The following is a 21,205-nucleotide window of genomic DNA, read 5'->3' as shown; positions in this document are numbered from 1 at the left end:
AGCTACCATCATGTACGAGGAGTGAATTCAAATGAAACAGTCCGAAACTCAAACTAAACTTGGTATCAATAATAATCACCTAAATAAACAAAAAGACAATCACCCATTTCATAGAATCGGCCAATTACGCCGCGCAAAGATGCATGCAGCATGCCTAATCGAATCTATCGACAGCAACAAGGCTCTGCCTCTACCCTTGCATCAGCTATTGGAAGCCAGCCTGGTTCTGGATACAACAGATTCAAGAATTCTTGCTGTTTACTTAAAACGATCGCCGGCCACAATTCGTAACGAATTCCAAAGAATCAGAACCATACTTGGAGCATATCAAGATATCTCAGAAAATCTCCAATATAAAGCCTCTGTCATTAGCTAATTCTAATTCGCGGTAGAAACCACCCTAGACCCCAATCTCATCATGTTAATATTCTTCTTTTTATTATTATGATCGTTTGCAAAAATGAAGATTGTCCAATGAGATTATTGTTTTTATTTATCCTGCTCATCTGCATCAGTCTTCTGGGCTATGCACAATATCTGCAACATCTGGAAGGATTACTACCATGTCCGCTATGTGTAGCGCAACGTCTTGCCTACTGGTTACTGGGTTTAGTCGCACTATTGGCATTTCTACACAATCCTAAAGTTATCGGGCGCCGCTTCTATGCTGCTTTGATGTGCATTTTGGCACTCATAGGTACAGTCATCGCAGCGAGGCATGCCTGGTTAATACGTTACCCGGAATCCTTTGAATGTGGTATTAGTCCAGAGGAAGCTTTTCTAAATTCTTTACCGCTTGCCGGTTGGTGGCCAGGAATGTTCGAGGCGAATGGTGATTGTGCGGATGTCGACTGGAAATTTTTATTGCTGGCCATCCCGGATTGGTCATTGATTACTTTTGTCAGCCTTGGAATCGTATCGCTCTATATGCTATTGGCGAAAAAATAGCTTAACGCTACTATCCGCGAGGATGATGCTCGGTATGCAACTGTTTCAGGCGTTCACGCGCGATATGGGTATAAATCTGCGTGGTGGAGATATCTGCATGACCCAATAGTAACTGCACCACTCGCAAATCAGCACCGTGATTCAACAAATGGGTGGCAAATGCATGACGCAGGGTGTGCGGGGATAGCGGCTTATCATTACCCGCTAATTGCGCATAACGTTTGATGAGATACCAGAAAGCCTGGCGTGTCATTGCAGCTCCGCGTGTTGTCACAAATATGGTATCGGTCACAATACCATTCAGCAAAGCAGGTCTGGCTTCTTTGGTATAACGGCTCAACCATTCAAGAGATTCTTCTCCAAGCGGAGCAAGGCGTTCCTTTCTCCCCTTACCCATGACTCGTAACACCCCCATGTCCATACTGACTTGCGAATATCTTAGGTTAATCAGCTCCGATACCCTCAGACCACTGGCATACAGAACTTCCAGCATCGCACGATCACGCAAACCAAGCGGGTGTTTAAGATCGGGTGCGCTCAGCAGCAGCTCGACTTCTGTCTCTGTGAGGCTATCGGGTAGGCTGCGCTGCAGTTTGGGTGTATCAATGTTGAGGCTGGGATCTGTCGTAATTTTGCCTTGGCGCAATAAGAAGCGGTAAAAACGCTTTAAGCTGGACAATTCACGGCTCGTTGTACTGGCCTTCATTTTAGCGGAAACTCTGGATGCCAGAAAATCGAGCAAGTCAGAGTGTGTTGCCTCGGTTAGTACACTATTATCTTGATTTCGTTTTCTTAACCATTCACTAAAAAGCTGTAGATCGTTACGGTAACTATCCAGTGTATTACGCGACAAGCCATCTTCCAGCCATAATGCATCGGAAAACTCATCCAACAAACCAGCGTTTAGTTCAAGTGCTCTCATGACGCAACAACCACCGCTTGATCTCTAAAGGGTCACCATCACTTGCATTCATAAAACCTCCTAAACCGCCATTCTTGGAAATAACTCTATGACATGGTATGACAATTGGAATTCTATTAGCACCGCAGGCGCGACCTACCGCTCTTGGTGCAGAATGCAGTTGCTCTGCTATTTCGGCATAACTGCTCGTTTCTCCGCTCGGGATAGCCTGAATGGCTTGCCACACTCGCTGCTGATGCGTCGTGCCACTGATATGCAAACACAAATCAAATAAAAAATTTGGTTCCGTCAAGTATGCTTCTAATTGCCTATACACTTCTTTCGCCAGTAAAGTTTTTGGTGTCAGAGGTCTTGTACCAATTGGCAAATAATCAATATCAGTAAGCCAATCTTCTTCTGTTCTAATACCTAAAACAGCAAATGGAGTAATCAGTTTTGCTTGATATTGCCTTATCGAACCAAAAACCTGATTATTCGTTGAGTTACCCACTGTCTGCTTGAATACTTGTTTGGGAAATGAGTTAGCGCTTCACGCTACATCCAATAAATGGACATTAGAAATGAGAAGAAGTTTCAATTTACCAGAACAATCTTCCGTCATCATAGAATGAATACCGGAAGATTACACAGGCCTTATAGAGGTTCTCGAATTCAGGATTTCAGCAATAGCAATTCATTGAGTCTTTTTACAAATGCTGCAGGATCCTCAAGCTGGCCACCTTCAGCCAGTAAGGCTTGATCAAACAAAATATGACTCCAGTCTTCAAAATTTTCCACTTCTGATTTTAGCCTCTGAACCATCGGATGATGTGGATTGATTTCAAGGATTGGCTTAGCATGCTGTACCTTTTGTCCAGCAGATTTCAGTAATCTTTCCAAATTACCACCCATATCATAAGTGTCTGCGACAAGACAGGCTGGCGATTCAGTCAAACGGAATGTAACACGTACATCTTTTACTTGCTCAATGAGCGCTGCTTTCATTTTGTCAATTAATTCTTGATAGGCACTGCTTTCCTTCTCATGCTCTTCTTTTTCAGCTTCGTCTTCCAGGCTTCCCAGATCCAAACCACCTTTTGCAACGGATTGAAGCTGCTTTCCTTCAAACTCGGTCAAATTGGTTACTAGCCATTCATCAACACGATCTGATAACAGAAGTACTTCGATACCTTTCTTACGAAAAACTTCTAGATGGGGGCTACTTTTTGCAGATTTAAGGTTGTCAGCAGTGACATAGTAAATCTTGTCCTGCCCCTCTTTCATCCGATGCAAATAGTTTTCCAGAGAAACAGTCGGTTCATCGGTATTACTTTGAGTCGTGACAAAACGTAGCAGTTTAGCAATGCGTTCACGATTGGAATAATCTTCACCCACGCCTTCTTTCAGAACTAATCCAAATTCCCGGTAGAAAGTTCTAAATTTTTCTTTCCCTTCATCGTCCTTATTCTTGGATAGTTCTTCTATCAATCCCAGCATTTTCTTGACTATACCTGCTCTGATCGATTCGATATCTTTGGATTCTTGCAATATCTCGCGAGACACATTCAAAGGCAAGCTATTTGAATCAACCACCCCGCGCACGAAGCGCAGATAATTTGGCAACAGCTTTTCAGCATCATCCATGATAAATACACGCTGTACATATAACTTAATGCCATGACGATGTTCACGATCAAATAAATCGAAAGGCGCTCGTGCGGGGATAAAGAGTAATTGCGTGTATTCCTGTTTGCCTTCTACCCGTGCATGCAAATAGGCAAGCGGCGGCTCAAAATCATGAGCTACATGTTTATAAAACTCGTTGTATTGCTCAGCAGTGATTTCATTTTTAGGGCGCGCCCATAATGCGTTTGCCTTATTAATTGTCTCATCTTCATCAGAAATCCTATTTTTCTTCTCTTCCTGGGACCATTCTTCCTTCTTCATCAAAATTGGCAAAGTAATGTGATCAGAATACTTACGAATGATGGCTCGAATTCGCATACCGTTGAGAAATTCATCCTCATCATTGCGCAAATGCAGAATTATTTCGGTACCGCGCGTCTGCTTCGTTACCATTTCCAGTGTGTAATCGCCTTCACCACTTGATTCCCATCGGATCCCATGCTCAGGAGTTAATCCCGCGCGCCTGGTGATCAGGGTTACTTTGTCCGCAATAATAAATGCTGAGTAAAAACCTACACCGAATTGGCCAATCAAATTTGCATCTTTAGCCTGATCACCCGTCAATGAATTAAAGAACTCTCGTGTTCCTGATTTAGCAATAGTCCCGATATGGTCGATTACTTCTTGCCGAGACATGCCAATACCATTATCGGAAATGGTGATGGTTTGTTCATCGACATCATAACTAACACGAATATTGAGATCTGAATCCGATTCATAAAGTGCAGCATCTGTAAGTCCTTCAAAACGTAATTTATCGGCGGCATCAGAAGCATTCGAAATCAGTTCACGCAAAAAAATTTCCTTATTGCTGTACAAGGAATGAATCATCAGCTTTAGCAGCTGCTTAGCTTCGGTTTGAAAACTTAATTGTTCTTTGGTTGTTTCAGCTTGCACGTTTTCCTCCTTAAATATTTTATCTTTTAGATGGGGGTCACACTGAAAATTTCAAGTTGGCTTATTTACAAATTATTTATTCGGCCAAACACAATACTCCAGGAAACGGATAATACGTCGGAGCCGCAGAAATCCTGCAAAAAAGGTTAAATTCCTTACTAGGTAATATTTTTTCTTCGAGTGCTTCAGAAAATGTAATCACAAGGCCAATTCTGGAAAGAATATCCTTATAGATAAGAACGGCTACATTGAATTTTGAATGGCGTAAAGACTCAATCCCATTAATGCCTGAGGAAAAATACCGAATGCTAAAACTGCAAAACCATTTGCACTGAGAAGAATCCTTACATCACTATTTGGCGTAATAGGTTCATCGGTTTCTGGTTCATCGAAGTACATCAACTTGATAATACGAAGATAATAGAAGGCACCAATTAACGAGAACAATACAGCCACAACCGCCAACCATACATACCCCGCATTGACAACTGCCTGTAATACAGAAAGTTTCGCATAAAATCCAATCATCGGTGGAATACCTGCGAGTGAAAGCATCAACAACAAGGCTATAAATGCATACCAAGAATTTCTTTTACTTAGTCCTTTGAAATCGTTGATGTTCTCAGCCTCGAATCCACTGCGGCATAGCAGCATAACCATTGCAAAAGTACCTAATGTCATCAGAACATAAGCAATCACATAAAATAAAGCGGAACTATAGCCATTAGAATCTGCGCTTATGAATCCAAGCAGTAGAAAACCCATATGCGAAATGGTTGAATATGCCAGCATGCGCTTGATATTTGTTTGTGCAATGGCCGCAATATTACCTACCGCCATCGACATAACAGCTAAGATAATCAGCATGCCTTGCCAATCAGCGGACATTTCCCCCATTCCTTCGACTAATAAGCGCATTACAAAACCAAAAGCAGCCAATTTAGGTGCTGAACCAATAAACAATGTAATAGCAGTCGGAGCGCCTTGATAAACATCAGGTGCCCACATGTGAAAAGGAGCCGCACTTAGCTTGAAACTGATTCCAGCCACTATAAATACAAGACCTACAACTAATACTTCCTTACTGCTTGCTTCACTTTGTATGATCTGAGCAAGCTGAGAAACATGCAATGTTCCAGTCGCTCCATAAACCATTGACATACCATAAAGCAAAAAACCAGATGCCAAAGCACCCAGCACAAAGAATTTCATGGCTGCTTCAGTTGCAACCAATGACTCACGCCGTAACGCCACCAATGCATAAAGAGACAGCGAGAGCAACTCCAAACCAATATACAAAGTCAGAAAATGACTGGCGGAAATCATCACCATCATTCCCAATGTTGCAAAAAGAATTAAGCTGAAAAACTCACCTTTCAGCATGCCGCGATCACTAATATAAGAATGAGAATAAACAAGTACTGCTGATACAGTGCCATACACCATCAATTTCAGTATATCCGCCATTGCATCATCAACATACATTCCATTAAAAGTATGAGTAATTTCTGTGGAAAATGATATGAATGTCAGCAACGCGCAACCCAATAATGTTGTTTGTGTCAGCAGATACGCGACATACCGCCTACTGTCACCAGCAGTGAGGTCTGCCAGCATTACCACGCACACCATGATGAGCATAAATATCTCAGAGGAGGCTGGCGTAAAATCTGGTGGTATAAAATTCATTAATTCATAACCTTTTTATAAGGAACTGTCACTATTCCAGAATCACTATTTTCACAGCTTGCTGTTACTGACATGTATCAGCAGTTGATCAACCGTTGTATGCATTACTTCAGTTAATGGGAAAGGATAAACCCCTATCCATAAAACTGAAATTGCTAAAATTGTCAATAATACAAACTCACGTTTTGAAATATCTTTTAATCCTTCAACTGCAGGGCTTGCCACAGCACCAAAAATGACGCGCTTGTACATCCATAATGTATAAGCTGCACCAAAAATCAGTGTAGTCGCTGCCAAGAATGCATACCAGAAATTAACTTTCATGGCGCCCATGATAACCATAAATTCACCTACGAAACCGCTTGTGCCTGGCAATCCGGCATTTGCCATTGCAAATAACATGAAGAAAGCCGCAAATATAGGCATTTTATTCACAACCCCGCCATAATCAGCAATCTGACGAGAGTGCAGTCGATCATATAACACGCCTACACACAAAAACATGGCGCCGGAAATAAATCCATGGGAAATCATCTGAACCATCGCTCCCTCAATTCCATAGGCATTCAGCAGGAAAAAGCCTAATGTCACAAATCCCATATGCGCGACTGACGAGTATGCAATCAATTTTTTCATATCTACCTGCATTAGTGCGATAAGTCCAATATAAACAATAGCTATCAGCGACAACACAATCATCATTGTAGCCAGATAATGGCTGGCATCAGGGGTAATCGGCAATGAGAAGCGAAGAAAGCCATAACCGCCCAGTTTAAGCAAAATTGCCGCTAGAACAACAGACCCCCCCGTTGGCGCTTCCACATGAGCATCCGGCAACCAAGTATGTACAGGCCACATCGGTACCTTAACCGCGAACGCCAATAGGAATGCAACAAATATTAAAATCTGCGGTGTCAATGGAATAGACAGTTTATGATAATCCTCGATCGAGAAACTTCCCCCAGATGTTAGATATAGATAAATAAACGCAATCAACATCAATAAGGAACCAAGAAGCGTGTAAAGAAAAAACTTAATGGCGGCATAAACACGATTCGGACCACCCCATATCCCAATGATCAAAAACATTGGTATCAGAGATGCCTCCCAGAATACATAAAAAAGAATAGCGTCCAATGAAGCAAAAACACCATTGACAATACCAGACATGACTAAAAATGCACCCATGTATTGTGATACACGCTCTTTAATCACTTCCCACCCTGCCACAATAACCAATGGGGTAATAAAGCAATTCAACAAAATAAGCGGCATCGATATACCATCAACGCCTAAATGATAACTCACATTAAAGCGCTCAAACCAAACATGACTCTCAATAAACTGCATTGCTCCAGTTGCAGAATCAAAGTTAGTATAAAGCGGAATCGCTACCAACAATCCCAGGATTGATCCTACGAGTGAAATCCAGCGGGCTAGCTGTGCATTACGATCATTTCCGGTTGCAAATACGGCAATACCAAACACAATTGGTAACCAAATAATTAAACTCAATAGTGGGAAATCAAACGACATGCTTTTTCCGTTTTATTTGTTTGTAATTATTATTATTAAGTATTTTATCCATTAAATATATCCAACATCATATTTACATTTTTCTTCAAGAAAGCTAGTAAAGCCATAAGGTTAAGATAACAAATACGCCAACAATCATAGTAAACGCATAATGATAGATATAACCTGTTTGGTAACGACGCACTACGGTAGACGTCAATGCCACAACACGCGCTGTGCCATTAACAAAGAATCCATCAATTACTTTTATATCACCATACTTCCACAGCATTGTGCCTAAAGTACGAGTGCCCCCAGCAAAAAGCCATGAATAAAATTCGTCGATATAATATTTGTTGTCCAACAATTTATACAAAGGGCCGCACTGGGCTTTTATTTTTCCTGGGATATCCGTTCTTGCACTATATAAATACCAAGCAGTAAAAATACCAGCCACAGAGAGCCAGAATGGTATAGTCGACAATGCATGCATCATCATCCCTCCAATCCCCGTAAATTCAGCTCCTAATTTCTCGATCGCATCATGTTGCGGCAATACATAAATTGCATTACTAAAATAATCTCCAAAAACTATTGGGCCAATAAACCATCCCGCAGCAATTGTTGGTATAGCTAGAATCACTAGTGGCAAAGTGACTACCCAAGGTGATTCATGCAAATGCTCTTTGGTATGTGCATCCATTCGAGTTTGTCCATGAAAAGTCATGAATATCAGCCGGAATGTATATAAGGCGGTAATAAAAACTGTTATCAATACACAGAAATAAGCAAAACCACCGCCAGGAATATTAGCAAAATTAACAGCTTCAATGATCGCATCTTTAGAAAAAAAACCGGAGAAGCCAGGGACACCTGCACTGGCTAATGCTGCGATAAACATCGTCCAATAGGTAATTGGCATATAACTCTTAAGACCGCCCATTTTTTGCATATTTTGTTCATGATGCATAGCAATAATGACAGAACCAGCACCTAAAAATAATACCGCTTTAAAGAAAGCATGAGTCATTAAATGGAAAACTGCAGCAGAATAGGCAGATGCGCCTAATGCGACAGTCATATACCCTAATTGCGATAAGGTTGAGTAGGCAACAACTCGTTTAATATCGTTTTGTACTACAGCGACAAGTGCCATAAATAATGTGGTTATTCCACCAATTATCAATATGACTGATAGTGCTGTTTCTGATAACTCAAATAGCGGTGACATGCGCGCTACCATAAAAATTCCTGCCGTCACCATAGTCGCAGCATGAATCAATGCGGAAATTGGTGTAGGGCCTTCCATCGAATCTGGTAACCACACATGTAAAGGGAACTGTGCTGATTTACCCATTGCACCAATAAACAACAATATACAAATAAGCGTTATAACTAACCAAGGCATAGCAGGTATTAATTCAACCTTCTCATCTACTATCCCTGGTGCTTGCGCAAAAACATCAGCATAATCCAATGTACCAAAATACATCAGCACCAGTGCAATCCCAAGGAGGAAACCAAAATCACCTACACGGTTAACTAAAAATGCCTTCATATTGGCATAGATGGCTGTTGGACGCGTATACCAGAAGCCAATTAATAAGTAAGATACAAGCCCAACAGCTTCCCAACCAAAAAATAACTGCAAGAAATTATTTGACATCACCAACATCATCATTGAGAAGGTGAATAAGGAGATATAACTAAAAAAGCGTTGATAACCTGGATCGTCATGCATATAACCAATGGTATAAATATGCACCATCAATGAAACTAAACTGACAATCACCATCATTGTTGCTGATAATTGATCGATCAGAAACCCAATTTCGAATCGAGTATCACCAGCCACCAGCCAAGTGTAGACACTACCGTTATAAATATTACCTTTCAGCACATCGAGAAAAATAACTATAGATGCCAGTAATGAAATAAAAACAAGTAATATTGTTGCTCGATGACTCCAAACGGGGCCGATATAACGTCCAAATAATCCAGCTATGAGTGCGCCAATTAATGGAGCTAGTGGAACTAGTAAATATAGATTTTGCATCTCGGTTAATTATTCTTATGTCGGTTATAAGTATTTATACTTTTCTTCTTTTTTACTAGCCTTTGAGATTATCGAGATCATCAACATTAATCGTATGCATATTGCGAAACAGCACAACAAGTATAGCTAAACCAATCGCTGATTCTGCTGCTGCAACTGTCAGAATAAAAAACACAAAAATTTGTCCAGATATATCCTGCAAATAGTGTGAAAACGCAACAAAATTCATATTCACTGCTAACAGCATTAATTCAATAGACATAAGTAGAATAATGACATTTTTTCTATTGAGAAAAATGCCAACCAAGCCAATAGCAAATAAAATCGCGCCGAGTACTAAGTAATGAGATAACGATACCAAGCTGACAACCTCTTCCTAAATATTAAAATTGTTAAAAACCTATTAAATGGCTTTTCTAATCTTTCTTTTCTGATGGCATGGTTATCATGCGTATCCGATCTTCTTTTCTCACTTTGACTTGCCTGGATGGATCTGGTGATCTTTTATCTTCGCGCTGTCGCAAAGTCAATGCAATTGCCGTGACCATTGCAACCAGCAAAAGCACCGCAGCCAACTCAAAGGCATACACGTATTCGGTATAAATTAAGCGGCCTAACTCTCTGGTATTACTATAATCGGCGTCTTGCGGTCTGGGTGTCGGTATCTCTTCGAGTCCAAAATATTTACCCATTAGAACCATAGATATCTCGGCAACCATTATCAGTGCAATGACTGCACCGAAGGGAAACCACTTCCAAAATCCTTCCCGCAATCTATCCAGATTGATATCCAGCATCATCACCACAAATAGGAACAAAACCATTACTGCACCGACATAAACCAACACTAGTGCAATCGCTAGGAATTCTGCCTCTAGCAGTAACCACAACCCCGCACAGGTAACAAAAGCCAGCACTAATAGTAATGCTGAATAGACAGGATTACGAACTGTAATCACGCCAAGAGCAGATACAATCAAGATGGAAGAAAAAATATAAAATAAAATGTCTTGAAAATTCATTTGTTTTTACCAGAGAGGCTTAACGATAACGAGCATCGGCTTCTCGATCCATGGCAATCTGTTCCTCATAACGATCCCCAATAGCCAATAGCATTTCTTTCGTATAAATCAAATCACCTCTTTTCTCGCCGTGATATTCCAATATACGAGTCTCTACAATAGAATCGACCGGACAAGATTCTTCACAGAAACCACAGAAAATACATTTACTCAGGTCAATATCATAACGTGTAGTACGTCGTGTACCATCCGCACGCTGCTCAGAATCGATGGTAATTGCCATAGCAGGACAAACTGCCTCGCATAATTTGCATGCAATACAACGCTCTTCTCCATTCGGATATCGACGCAAAGCATGCAATCCACGGAATCGTGGCGATTGCGGAGTTTTTTCCTCCGGAAAATGTACAGTTATCTTCGGTTTGAATAGATATCGTCCAGTTACAGCCATACCTTTTAACAGTTCAAATAATAAAAAAGTACTGAAAAATTTTTTGATACGATCCATTGTATTTTCTCTATTTTAAAACCAAATATTTAAAGGAAATGTGTCCCGTATTGATTCAGGTAGTTGCATTATCGATCCCAATAGAACAATCCATATGAGTGTAATCGGAATAAATATCTTCCAACCCAATCTCATAATCTGATCATAGCGATAGCGCGGGAAGGTTGCACGAAACCAAAGGAAGAAAAACAGGATAAATGCAATCTTCAATAATAGCCAAATAAATCCAGGAATCCATGTGAATGGTTCCATATCAACCGGAGGTAACCAGCCTCCCAGGAACATGATTGATGTCAGTGTAGCAACCAGGATCATGTTGGAATATTCGGCCAGAAAAAATACAGTAAAGGCCATACCCGAGTAATCAACATGAAAACCTGCAACAATCTCTGATTCGCCTTCTGCAACATCAAAGGGCGCACGGTTTGTTTCAGCTACCCCTGAAATCAAATAAACTAGAAACATTGGAAACAGAGGTATCAAATACCAGTTCAACAAACTGTTACCTTGTTGGCCGTTAACAATATCACCCAAATTCAAACTTCGTGACATCATTAAAACACACACTAAAGCAAAACCCATTGCCAGTTCGTATGAAACCACCTGAGCAGCAGACCGCATGGCACCAATGAAAGCATATTTTGAATTCGATGCCCATCCTGCAATAATAATACCGTAGATACCCATTGACGTCATGGCTAAAATATATAGCAATCCTGCATTGATATCAGCAAGAACAAGTTCCGGAGAAAAAGGTATTACTGCCCACGCCGCAAGCGCTGGCATAATTGTTAATACTGGTGCAAGAATAAATAAGAACTTATTTGCTCCCGTAGGAACAATGATTTCTTTCATCATTGCCTTAACTGCATCCGCAATCGGTTGCCCCCAACCACGCAACCACGGTATCCCAAAGAAGGTTACTCTATTGGGTCCAACGCGAATTTGCATATAAGCAATTATTTTGCGTTCTGCGAAAGTTAAATAAGCAACACCTAACAACAATGGAATAACAATAGCAAAAATAAATATCATATTTGATGCTAATGAAAACAGCATAGCTCCCCATTCTGTTCCAAACATTGTCACAAACTGTTGTTGAATATTCTCCATTAATAAACTCCAACCTTTGCTTTCACTGTTTTTCCACTTGAATTACCCCGAACAAAGCACCGAGTGCAAATGTCTTAGGGTGTGAACTTGCAACACGTACACATTTATCAGGCAATTTATTATCATGAGCAACCTCGAGACGAACTGACTCATCTCCCTGAGTAATTTTCACCTGATCACCTGAGATAACACCAAGATTATCAAGCATTGCAGTTGTCATCCATGCTTTTGGTGGCGCAGCATCCTGAGTAGCTTGCAAGGATTCAGCACGACGAACAATCGGATCCGTCTGATAAATTGGCACTTCTCCAATACGTTGTATCCCATGCCCTTCAGTCACTCTAATCTCGGCACCAAAATCCCTCAAAGAGTTATCGAGATATCGGTTAATTTCTATTCCTTCAGGAAAGATTTCTGCTCGAATTTGTTCTGGAGTTTCATATTCAAATTTCTCTAGCTCAAGCAAGTTCGCTAGTACACGAAGTACCTTCCATGCAGGACGAGCTTCTCCCAGCGGAGAAACAACGCCATTGAAATTTTGCACTCTTCCTTCAGTATTGACATAAGTTCCTGATGTTTCGGTAAAAGGCGCAATCGGTAATATAATATCTGCGTAATCCGTTGCATTTCCTTTATAGGCACTTAGCGATACCACAAATTCACTTGACTTGATTGTTTTTAGTGCTTTCTGGGAATTATAGGTATCAAATTCTGGTTCAACATTCATCAATATAAATGCCTGACACTGCTCATCGGTTAAGTCATTGCTATAACCTAGCATTTGTGATGCGTTTAGCCCGGATTTTACATGATCAAATTTTATTGGGACTGGCAATGTGTTGATTTCCGGTATTGCACCTACCAAATATGCACCGACACTATTTGCAGCTTCGCCCAACATGCCATAGCTTGCTCCTGTAATTTGTGCGATCAAACCCGCAAGCAAGTTAATTCTTGAATAATCTGGATGGTGTTGGGATAAATTACCCAAGTAAACTGCCGCCGGCTCATTTTCAATTAGACTCGAAGCAATAGCGTACGCGCCAGAAGAAATAGAAAGATCAATTGAATTAATAATTTGCTGAATCTCACTCGTTTTTTCTGCGTCTTTAATCTCAGCGGCTGCTTTTAAGATTTCTACCAATTTCGTGACTATTGCACCAGGTGCTACTATGGCCTTATTCACAATATTAACCAATAAATCATCATCTATTGGATTTACAATATTCAATTTCATTCCACTTTTAACAGCTTGACGCAAACGCTGTGCAATAAGTGGATGATCTTTACGTAATGTGCTGCCGATAAGAAGAGTTGACTTTAATTGTGATATGCCTGCAATGCTAGTACCCAACCACGGTACACCCTTCATATGCTTATCTGTGGAAAAGTCTGATTGGCGTAAACGATGATCAATGTTGCCGCTCCCCATCGCACGTAATAATTTCTGCAATAAGAACAATTCTTCCGATGTACTATGTGCAGATCCTAATGCAGCTATGCTTTGCGCGCCATACTTTTGTTTGATTGACTGTAGGTTATTAGCAGTAAATTCCAATGCTTCTTGCCAGTTACACTCGAACCATTGGTCATCGCGTTTGATCATGGGACGTGTCAATCTATCTTCTGAGTTTAATCCTTCATAGGAAAAACGATCTTTATCAGACAACCAGCATTCATTGACCGCTTCATTGTCTCTAGGAAGAACACGCATTACGCGATTCTGTTTGACTTGTACAATTAAATTTGAACCTAAACCACAGTGAGGACTTATTGATTTTCTGCGCGATAACTCCCAAGTACGGGCTGAATATCGAAATGGTTTACTAACTAGAGCACCCACAGGACATAGGTCAATAACATTGCCGGACAACTCAGAATCCACGGTTTTACCAACAAAAGTAAGTATTTCTGAATGTTCACCACGCCCAACCATTCCAAGCTCCATAATCCCGGCAATTTCCTGACCAAAGCGAACGCAACGCGTGCAATGGATACATCTCGTCATATCCGTTGATATCAGTGGGCCCAAATTTTTGTTAACGACAACTCGTTTTGCTTCGGTATAGCGCGATCCACTAGCACCGTACCCAACAGCAAGATCTTGCAGCTGACACTCACCGCCTTGATCACAAATTGGGCAGTCAAGTGGATGATTTATAAGGAGGAATTCCATGACTCCCTTCTGCGCTGTCACTGCCTGCTGTGAGTGCGTATATACCTTCATTCCATCCATAACCGGTGTTGCACACGCGGGCAGTGGTTTAGGTGCCTTCTCAACTTGTACCAGACACATGCGGCAATTAGCTGCAATGGATAGTTTCTTGTGATAGCAAAAATGTGGGATATATACACCGATCTGTTTTGCGCCCTCCAAGATGGTGCTTCCTTTAGGAACAGATACTTGCTTACCGTCTATTTCTATATTGACCATCGGATAGAATTCTTGAGTTAATCATGAATTAATAAATGACACGTACTGGTTGTTTAGCATTAGAACAATTAAACCATACATTTCTTGTGTTCTATATGGTAAACAAACTCGTCGCGAAAATGTTGAATCATAGCGCGCACTGGCATTGCCGCAGCATCGCCCAGGGCACAAATTGTTCTTCCCTGTATGTTATCAGCAATATTATCTAGCAAATCAAGATCTTCAAGTCTACCTTTGCCATGCTCAATGCGATTAACGATACGGTAAAGCCACCCCGTACCTTCGCGGCATGGTGTACATTGACCACAAGATTCTTCGAAATAAAAATATGACAACCGCTCTAGAGCCCTTACCATACAAGTTGTCTCATCCATGATGATGACCGCGCCTGAGCCAAGCATAGATCCTGCTTTGGCAATTGAGTCATAATCCATATCCGTTTGCATCATAATATCGCCTGGTAATACAGGCATTGATGATCCACCCGGAATACATCCTTTTAATTTCCGCCCCCCTCGCATCCCACCTGCCAATTCCAATAACTCTTTGAAAGGGGTCCCAAGGGGTATTTCATAATTACCTGGCTTATTAACATGCCCTGATACGGAAAATATCTTAGTGCCGCCATTATTAGGTTTTCCAAGTTGCAGATATTTTTCTCCACCATTTCGGATTATCCATGGAATCGAAGCAAAGGTTTCAGTATTATTAATAGTAGTCGGTTTGCCATAAAGGCCATAGTTTGCTGGAAAAGGCGGTTTAAAGCGTGGCTGCCCTTTCTTGCCTTCTATAGATTCTAGTAATGCCGTTTCTTCACCACAGATATAAGCGCCATACCCATGATGATTGTATAGTTGGAAACTAAATGCTGATCCAAGAATATTACTCCCTAGGTAACCGGCTGCTCGGGCTTCTTCAATAGCCTTTTCCATGCGCTCGTAAGTTTCCCAAATCTCACCATGAATATAGTTATAGCCTGCTTTAACGCCCATTGCGTACGCGGCTATTATCATACCTTCGATCAATAAATGCGGGTTAAATCGCATGATATCGCGATCTTTAAATGTACCTGGTTCCCCTTCATCTGAATTGCAAACGATATATTTATTCCCTTCATATCCTTTAGGCATGAAGCTCCACTTCAATCCAGTGGGAAAACCAGCTCCCCCGCGACCGCGAAGTGCAGATTTCTTGACTTCTTCGATCACTTCTCCAGGAGTAATTTCTTTAACCAGTATTTTCCTGAGCGCTGCATAGCCTTCACGTTCCTCATAGCCTCTGAGCCGCCAATTTTCCGGATCGGATGGATCAACTCCACCCATTAAGGTTTGCGGGTACTGATTCATTCGCTCAGTTCCTCCAGCAATTTATCAATCAATTCATTGGACATGAAACTACACATGCGTTTGTTATTAACCAATAATACCGGTGCATCACCACATGCTCCAAAGCACTCCCCTTCCTTTAGTGTAAACTTACCATCAGGAGTTGTCTGGTTAAATTCAATATCTAATTTTTTCTTTAAGTAAGCTGCACTATCGTTACTACCCGATAAGGCACAAGGCAAATTGGTACATACCGTAATCTTGTATTTACCCACCGGATCGAGGTTATACATATTATAAAAAGTGGCCACTTCATAAACTGCAATGGGCGACATCCCTAAATACTCAGCAACAAAATTCATTGTTTCATCGGCCAACCAGCCCTTTTCATCTTGTGCAATTGCAAGCGCTGACATGACAGCAGACTGTTTCTGTTCAGCCGGATATTTAGCGATCTCTCGATCTATTCTTTTAAGGGATTCAGTGCTTAGCATCGTTTATCTATCTATCTCACCAAATACTATATCTTGCGTACCAATAATTGCTACCACATCTGAGATCATGTGCCCTCTCGACATTTCATCCAAAGCAGCTAAATGGGCAAACCCAGGTGCTCGTATTTTCAGTCGATAAGGTTTATTAGCACCGTTAGATACCAGATAAATGCCAAACTCACCTTTGGGATGTTCAACTGCTGCGTAGGTCTCACCCGGAGGCACATGAAAACCCTCAGTAAATAATTTGAAATGATGAATCATCTCTTCCATATTTTGTTTCATATCAACACGTGAAGGTGGTGCAATTTTATGATTATCAGTAATCACCGGTCCTGGATTTATACGCAGCCAATCGATACATTGCTTAATGATACGATTAGATTGTCGAAACTCTTCCATACGTACCAAATATCGATCATAACAATCGCCATTAACACCTACAGGTATATCAAAATCAATACGGTCGTAGACTTCATAAGGTTGCTTTCTTCTTAAATCCCATTCCACACCGGAACCACGTAGCATCGGTCCGGTAAAACCTAACGCTTTAGCTCTCTCAGGAGAAACGATACCAATATCCACCAAGCGTTGCTTCCAAATTCTATTGTCTGTTAACAATGTTTCATATTCGTCAACATACGTTGGAAAACGATTCGTAAAATCTTCAATAAAATCCAACAAGGAACCTTCTCGATTTGCGTTCCGCGCACGCGTCTGCTTTAGATTATGAATTTTCGATGGCTGATACTGAGGCATCGTATCCGGTAAATCACGATATACGCCACCTGGCCTATAATAGGCAGCGTGCAATCGAGCACCTGATACCGCTTCATAACAATCCATCAGATCTTCCCTTTCACGAAAAGCATACAGAAACATTGTCATAGCACCGACATCCAAGGCATGCGCGCCAATCCACAACAAATGATTAAGTATACGAGTAATTTCATCAAACATTACACGTATGTACTGCGCTCTTATTGGTACTTCAACTTGCAGCAGTTTTTCAATAGCCATCACGTAAGCATGCTCGTTGACCATCATCGAGACATAGTCTAATCGATCCATATAAGGAACTGATTGAATATACGTTTTATTTTCTGCTAATTTTTCAGTTGCTCGATGCAGCAATCCAATATGGGGATCCGCACGCAGCACAACTTCTCCATCCAATTCCAGAACCAATCTCAATACACCGTGAGCTGCTGGGTGCTGGGGACCAAAATTCATGGTGTAATTACGTATTTCAGCCATATATTATTTCATAAAACTCTTAACAAAAACACAATTCATACGGTGTCGCATGCGAGCATCAGGATTCACTATCCCCGTAATTCTCTTCCCGTATTACCAACGGCGTTACTTCCCTCGGTTCAATAGTGACAGGCTGGTAAATAACGCGCTTCTGCTCTGCATCATAGCGCATTTCAACATGGCCTGTTATTGGAAAATCTTTACGAAATGGGTTCCCAATAAAACCATAGTCTGTCAATATTCTGCGCAAATCCGGATGACCAGTAAAAACAATACCATAAAGATCAAACGCTTCACGCTCAAACCAGTTCGCAACAGGCCATATATCAGTGACTGAATTCACTACTGGATAATCATTATTTTCGGTTAAAACCCGAATGCGCAATCTATGATTCCGATCAACCGAAAGTAGATGATAAATCACTGCAAAACGTCTATTCTTCAGGTTATTTTTATCTGATAGGTCGCCGCTGCTATACGTTGAATAATCAATTCCACACAAATCAATCAATGTATCAAAAGCAAGAGCAGGATCGTCACGCAACATTTCACTCGCAGCAAATATATCTTCTGCACAAACAATGATAGTTAATTCACCAAACCGAACTTGGACATCAATCAGTTTATCCCCAAGCACGCCTCGCAGCGACTCTGCAAGATTCTCCAGATGAGTAGTATACATAGGAATTATCGTGCAATAGTATTAGTACGATTTATTTTATTTTGCAACTGAATAATGCCATACAGCAATGCCTCTGCTGTTGGAGGACAACCCGGTACATATATATCAACGGGGACAATACGATCACAACCACGCACTACAGAATATGAATAATGATAATAACCTCCGCCATTAGCACACGATCCCATCGAGATTACCCAACGTGGCTCAGCCATCTGATCATAAACCTTACGTAGAGCTGGTGCCATTTTGTTACATAAAGTGCCCGCAACGATCATAACATCTGATTGACGCGGACTTGGCCTGAACACTATGCCAAATCGGTCGAGATCATAACGTGATGCTCCTGTCTCCATCATTTCAACTGCACAGCAAGCCAATCCAAAAGTCATTGGCCACATGGAACCTGTCCGCCCCCAGTTAATAATTGAATCTAAACTGGCAGTAACAAAACCTTTTTCAAGGACCCCCTCTAAACTCATATCACTAATCCCATTCTAGCGCTCCTTTCATCCATTCGTAGATAAAACCAACCACCAGGATACTCAGGAATATCATCATAGCAACAAATCCAAACATTCCAATTTCATCAAGTACGATTGCCCACGGGAATAGAAAAGCAATTTCTAGATCAAATAAGATAAATAAGATTGCGACCAGATAATAACGCACATCAAACTTCATTCGAGCATCTTCAAAGGCTTCGAATCCACATTCGTATGGCGATAACTTCTCCTTATCCGGACGATTTGGTGCAAGTAGCCAACCACATAGCATTGGTACAACACCAACGAAGAATCCAACAATCAGAAAAAGAAAAATTGGGAAATAGTTTTCAAGCATATCTTATTTTTTATTTAACCGTAACAAACCAATATATTATAGAAACAACATTTCTTAAACTATGAGTTTACAAATACTATCTTAGCGTGGTGCCGACGGCGAGACTCGAACTCGCACAGCTTTCGCCACCGCCCCCTCAAGACGGCGTGTCTACCAATTCCACCACGTCGGCGAAAAAACTATGCATTTTTTGATAAAAATACCATATCACCTTCAAAAAGCTACTCAGGTATCCGATTAACTCTTGAACCACCCTCAACTCCTGGTACATTACTATCTCTTTCTAAAGAAGACTCTTCTTCTAGCTTGACTTCAGATCCGCCTTCAGATTCTTCGATTTGATCCATAATGCTCATTGCTTTTGTGCTTCCAGTTTGATTCATCGAGAGATAAGTTAAACTCATACTTGTAGCAAAAAAAAGCGCCGCAACAAAACTTGTCGCACGACTCAGGAATGTCGCTGAGCCACTTGCTCCAAATAAACTACCTGCTGAACCACTGCCAAACGCAGCCCCCATATCCGCACCCTTTCCATGCTGTAATAATACCAAAATTATTAGTACAATCGCCAACAAAACATGCGCTGCCCAGACAAAAATTTCCAACGTGTACTCCAAAAAATTATTGATGTAAAGCGCGACAAATCCCAACAAAATCTATTGCAACCAATGATGCACCGCCTATCAAACCACCATCAATATCAGGCATGTCAAATAGTTCAGATGCATTACTTGCTTTGACACTCCCGCCATAAAGAATCGTTAAGTCATTGGCAATATTAACATTTCTCTTTTCTATACCTTCCCTGATAAAAGAATGAATATCTTGAGCTTGCTCAGGTGATGCTGATCTACCCGTGCCGATAGCCCATACAGGTTCATAAGCAATAATTGCGTTTACTAGCGATTCGATTCCTGCTAATTTGATAACCGCTGCTAACTGATCTTCAATTACTTGCTCTGTTGTGCCGGCTTCACGTTGCTCAAGTGATTCTCCTACACACAGAATAGGGGTTATACCGGCACGTTGGGCTGCTTGATATTTTTCAGCAACGGTATGACTATCTTCACCAAATAAAGCTCTTCTTTCCGAGTGCCCTACAATAACATAACGACATTCAAAGTCATTCAACATGGAAGCCGATATTTCTCCTGTATATGGCCCTTTTTCGTACTGACTCACATTTTGGGCACCCCAAGCTATATTCGTATTCTGCAATACGTCTTGTACTGAGGGCAGATAAAGATAAGGCACGCAAACTAGAAACTCTACTCCCTGTAATCCATCTAAGCTTGCAACAACCGAATTGAGTAACTGTTTATTCTCTGACAAATTACCGTTCATTTTCCAGTTACCCGCTACCATCTTTCTGCGCATTTTACCTCTCGCCAAAACATACTAAAATGGGCGATGCTACCCTTGATTCTTCATCAAGTCAATTCTAAGCCTCTTCCACTAAGAAATTAGCGTAGTCATCGGCCTTTGCCCACAATGCGTTTGAAAGAAAGACGATGCTGCGAGACATGAGGCACAGTGGAATGCCACAACGGCGAAGACCGAACAGAGGAGCATCCCTGCTCCTAAATAAGCGCGGTCACGGGCCACGTCTGTGGCATTCCAAACGAGATGATGAAGGAAGTGGCCTGAAGGGGGTTGGATTGAATTTTCTCTTGAATACAAGAAAAAGCTTGCAACTCGTCGCTATAATAAAAGCTATCCCGGTGAGATAGTTCATTTCGATACAGAACGTCTACCTCTACTCAAGGGTGAGACCAAAACTTTGCCGAGAGATTACTTGTTTGTAGGCATCGATAACTTCTTACGGGAATTGTATG

At 41.2% G+C, this 21,205-nt stretch carries 21 protein-coding genes and 1 tRNA gene; 2 read left to right on the top strand and 20 right to left on the bottom strand.

Annotated elements, in window-relative coordinates; all coding sequences use genetic code 11:
- Positions 1-31: 31 nt before the first annotated feature.
- Both K2P83_RS01235 and K2P83_RS01230 read left to right on the top strand, forming a co-directional pair.
- Positions 32-376 (top strand): hypothetical protein, encoded by a 345-nt coding sequence (locus K2P83_RS01235; protein ID WP_292926056.1) that lies wholly within the window; start codon positions 32-34, stop codon positions 374-376.
- 98 nt (positions 377-474) lie between these two features.
- Positions 475-948 carry a disulfide bond formation protein B gene (locus tag K2P83_RS01230; protein ID WP_292926055.1) on the top strand — a complete coding sequence of 158 codons (474 nt, stop codon included), beginning with the start codon at positions 475-477 and terminating at the stop codon, positions 946-948.
- A 10-nt stretch (positions 949-958) separates the two neighbouring features.
- Here K2P83_RS01230 and xerD read toward each other — a convergent pair whose 3' ends face one another.
- The 20 genes from xerD to tpiA form a co-directional block, all read right to left on the bottom strand.
- Positions 959-1,870 carry a site-specific tyrosine recombinase XerD gene (gene xerD / locus K2P83_RS01225; protein ID WP_292926054.1) on the bottom strand — a complete coding sequence of 304 codons (912 nt, stop codon included), beginning with the start codon at positions 1,868-1,870 and terminating at the stop codon, positions 959-961.
- Positions 1,857-2,360 (bottom strand): methylated-DNA--[protein]-cysteine S-methyltransferase, encoded by a 504-nt coding sequence (locus tag K2P83_RS01220; RefSeq protein ID WP_292926053.1) that lies wholly within the window; start codon positions 2,358-2,360, stop codon positions 1,857-1,859. The genes xerD and K2P83_RS01220 overlap by 14 nt, the downstream gene beginning before the upstream one ends.
- Before the next feature lie 161 nt (positions 2,361-2,521).
- Positions 2,522-4,432, bottom strand: coding sequence for a molecular chaperone HtpG (gene htpG, locus K2P83_RS01215; RefSeq protein ID WP_292926052.1), 1,911 nt, complete (start codon positions 4,430-4,432; stop codon positions 2,522-2,524).
- A gap of 243 nt (positions 4,433-4,675) precedes the next feature.
- Positions 4,676-6,121: an NADH-quinone oxidoreductase subunit NuoN gene (gene nuoN / locus K2P83_RS01210; RefSeq protein ID WP_292926051.1), complete on the bottom strand. Its 1,446-nt coding sequence runs from the start codon at positions 6,119-6,121 to the stop codon at positions 4,676-4,678.
- A gap of 51 nt (positions 6,122-6,172) precedes the next feature.
- On the bottom strand, positions 6,173-7,657 hold the full coding sequence (locus tag K2P83_RS01205; RefSeq protein ID WP_292926050.1) for an NADH-quinone oxidoreductase subunit M: 1,485 nt from the start codon (positions 7,655-7,657) through the stop codon (positions 6,173-6,175).
- Between the two features lie 94 nt (positions 7,658-7,751).
- Positions 7,752-9,692 (bottom strand): NADH-quinone oxidoreductase subunit L, encoded by a 1,941-nt coding sequence (gene nuoL, locus K2P83_RS01200; RefSeq protein ID WP_292926049.1) that lies wholly within the window; start codon positions 9,690-9,692, stop codon positions 7,752-7,754.
- A gap of 55 nt (positions 9,693-9,747) precedes the next feature.
- The gene (gene nuoK / locus K2P83_RS01195; RefSeq protein ID WP_292926048.1) at positions 9,748-10,053 is read right to left on the bottom strand and encodes an NADH-quinone oxidoreductase subunit NuoK; all 306 of its coding nucleotides are present in this window, start codon (positions 10,051-10,053) and stop codon (positions 9,748-9,750) included.
- Positions 10,054-10,108: 55 nt separating this feature from the next.
- On the bottom strand, positions 10,109-10,714 hold the full coding sequence (locus tag K2P83_RS01190) for an NADH-quinone oxidoreductase subunit J (protein ID WP_292926047.1): 606 nt from the start codon (positions 10,712-10,714) through the stop codon (positions 10,109-10,111).
- A gap of 19 nt (positions 10,715-10,733) precedes the next feature.
- Positions 10,734-11,222: an NADH-quinone oxidoreductase subunit NuoI gene (gene nuoI / locus K2P83_RS01185; RefSeq protein ID WP_292926046.1), complete on the bottom strand. Its 489-nt coding sequence runs from the start codon at positions 11,220-11,222 to the stop codon at positions 10,734-10,736.
- 15 nt (positions 11,223-11,237) lie between these two features.
- Complete coding sequence (nuoH, locus tag K2P83_RS01180; protein WP_292926045.1) at positions 11,238-12,335, bottom strand: NADH-quinone oxidoreductase subunit NuoH; 1,098 nt, start codon at positions 12,333-12,335, stop codon at positions 11,238-11,240.
- Between the two features lie 22 nt (positions 12,336-12,357).
- Positions 12,358-14,769, bottom strand: a complete 2,412-nt coding sequence (gene nuoG / locus K2P83_RS01175; RefSeq protein WP_292926044.1) for an NADH-quinone oxidoreductase subunit NuoG — start codon at positions 14,767-14,769, stop codon at positions 12,358-12,360.
- 68 nt (positions 14,770-14,837) lie between these two features.
- A complete protein-coding gene (nuoF, locus tag K2P83_RS01170; protein WP_292926043.1) occupies positions 14,838-16,115 on the bottom strand; it encodes an NADH-quinone oxidoreductase subunit NuoF in 1,278 nt (425 codons plus the stop codon).
- Entirely contained in the window at positions 16,112-16,588 is a 477-nt protein-coding gene (nuoE, locus tag K2P83_RS01165; protein ID WP_292926042.1) for an NADH-quinone oxidoreductase subunit NuoE, read from the bottom strand. Before nuoE ends, nuoF begins: the two co-directional genes overlap by 4 nt.
- Positions 16,589-16,591: 3 nt before the next feature.
- The gene (locus K2P83_RS01160; RefSeq protein WP_292926041.1) at positions 16,592-17,845 is read right to left on the bottom strand and encodes an NADH-quinone oxidoreductase subunit D; all 1,254 of its coding nucleotides are present in this window, start codon (positions 17,843-17,845) and stop codon (positions 16,592-16,594) included.
- Between the two features lie 58 nt (positions 17,846-17,903).
- Positions 17,904-18,527 carry an NADH-quinone oxidoreductase subunit C gene (locus tag K2P83_RS01155; RefSeq protein WP_292926040.1) on the bottom strand — a complete coding sequence of 208 codons (624 nt, stop codon included), beginning with the start codon at positions 18,525-18,527 and terminating at the stop codon, positions 17,904-17,906.
- A gap of 5 nt (positions 18,528-18,532) precedes the next feature.
- A complete protein-coding gene (locus K2P83_RS01150; protein WP_292926039.1) occupies positions 18,533-19,009 on the bottom strand; it encodes an NADH-quinone oxidoreductase subunit B in 477 nt (158 codons plus the stop codon).
- A gap of 4 nt (positions 19,010-19,013) precedes the next feature.
- A complete protein-coding gene (locus K2P83_RS01145; RefSeq protein WP_292926038.1) occupies positions 19,014-19,370 on the bottom strand; it encodes an NADH-quinone oxidoreductase subunit A in 357 nt (118 codons plus the stop codon).
- An 87-nt stretch (positions 19,371-19,457) separates the two neighbouring features.
- Positions 19,458-19,542: transfer RNA gene (locus K2P83_RS01140), tRNA-Leu, on the bottom strand.
- A gap of 49 nt (positions 19,543-19,591) precedes the next feature.
- Positions 19,592-19,975: a preprotein translocase subunit SecG gene (gene secG / locus K2P83_RS01135; RefSeq protein WP_292926037.1), complete on the bottom strand. Its 384-nt coding sequence runs from the start codon at positions 19,973-19,975 to the stop codon at positions 19,592-19,594.
- 16 nt (positions 19,976-19,991) lie between these two features.
- Positions 19,992-20,747 carry a triose-phosphate isomerase gene (tpiA, locus tag K2P83_RS01130; RefSeq protein WP_292926036.1) on the bottom strand — a complete coding sequence of 252 codons (756 nt, stop codon included), beginning with the start codon at positions 20,745-20,747 and terminating at the stop codon, positions 19,992-19,994.
- Positions 20,748-21,205: the final 458 nt, after the last annotated feature.

The sequence above is a fragment of the Nitrosomonas sp. genome, from assembly GCF_019752415.1.
In the GTDB taxonomy this organism is placed as follows: Bacteria; Pseudomonadota; Gammaproteobacteria; order Burkholderiales; family Nitrosomonadaceae; genus Nitrosomonas.
This window is presented reverse-complemented; position numbering and strand designations above follow the sequence as displayed.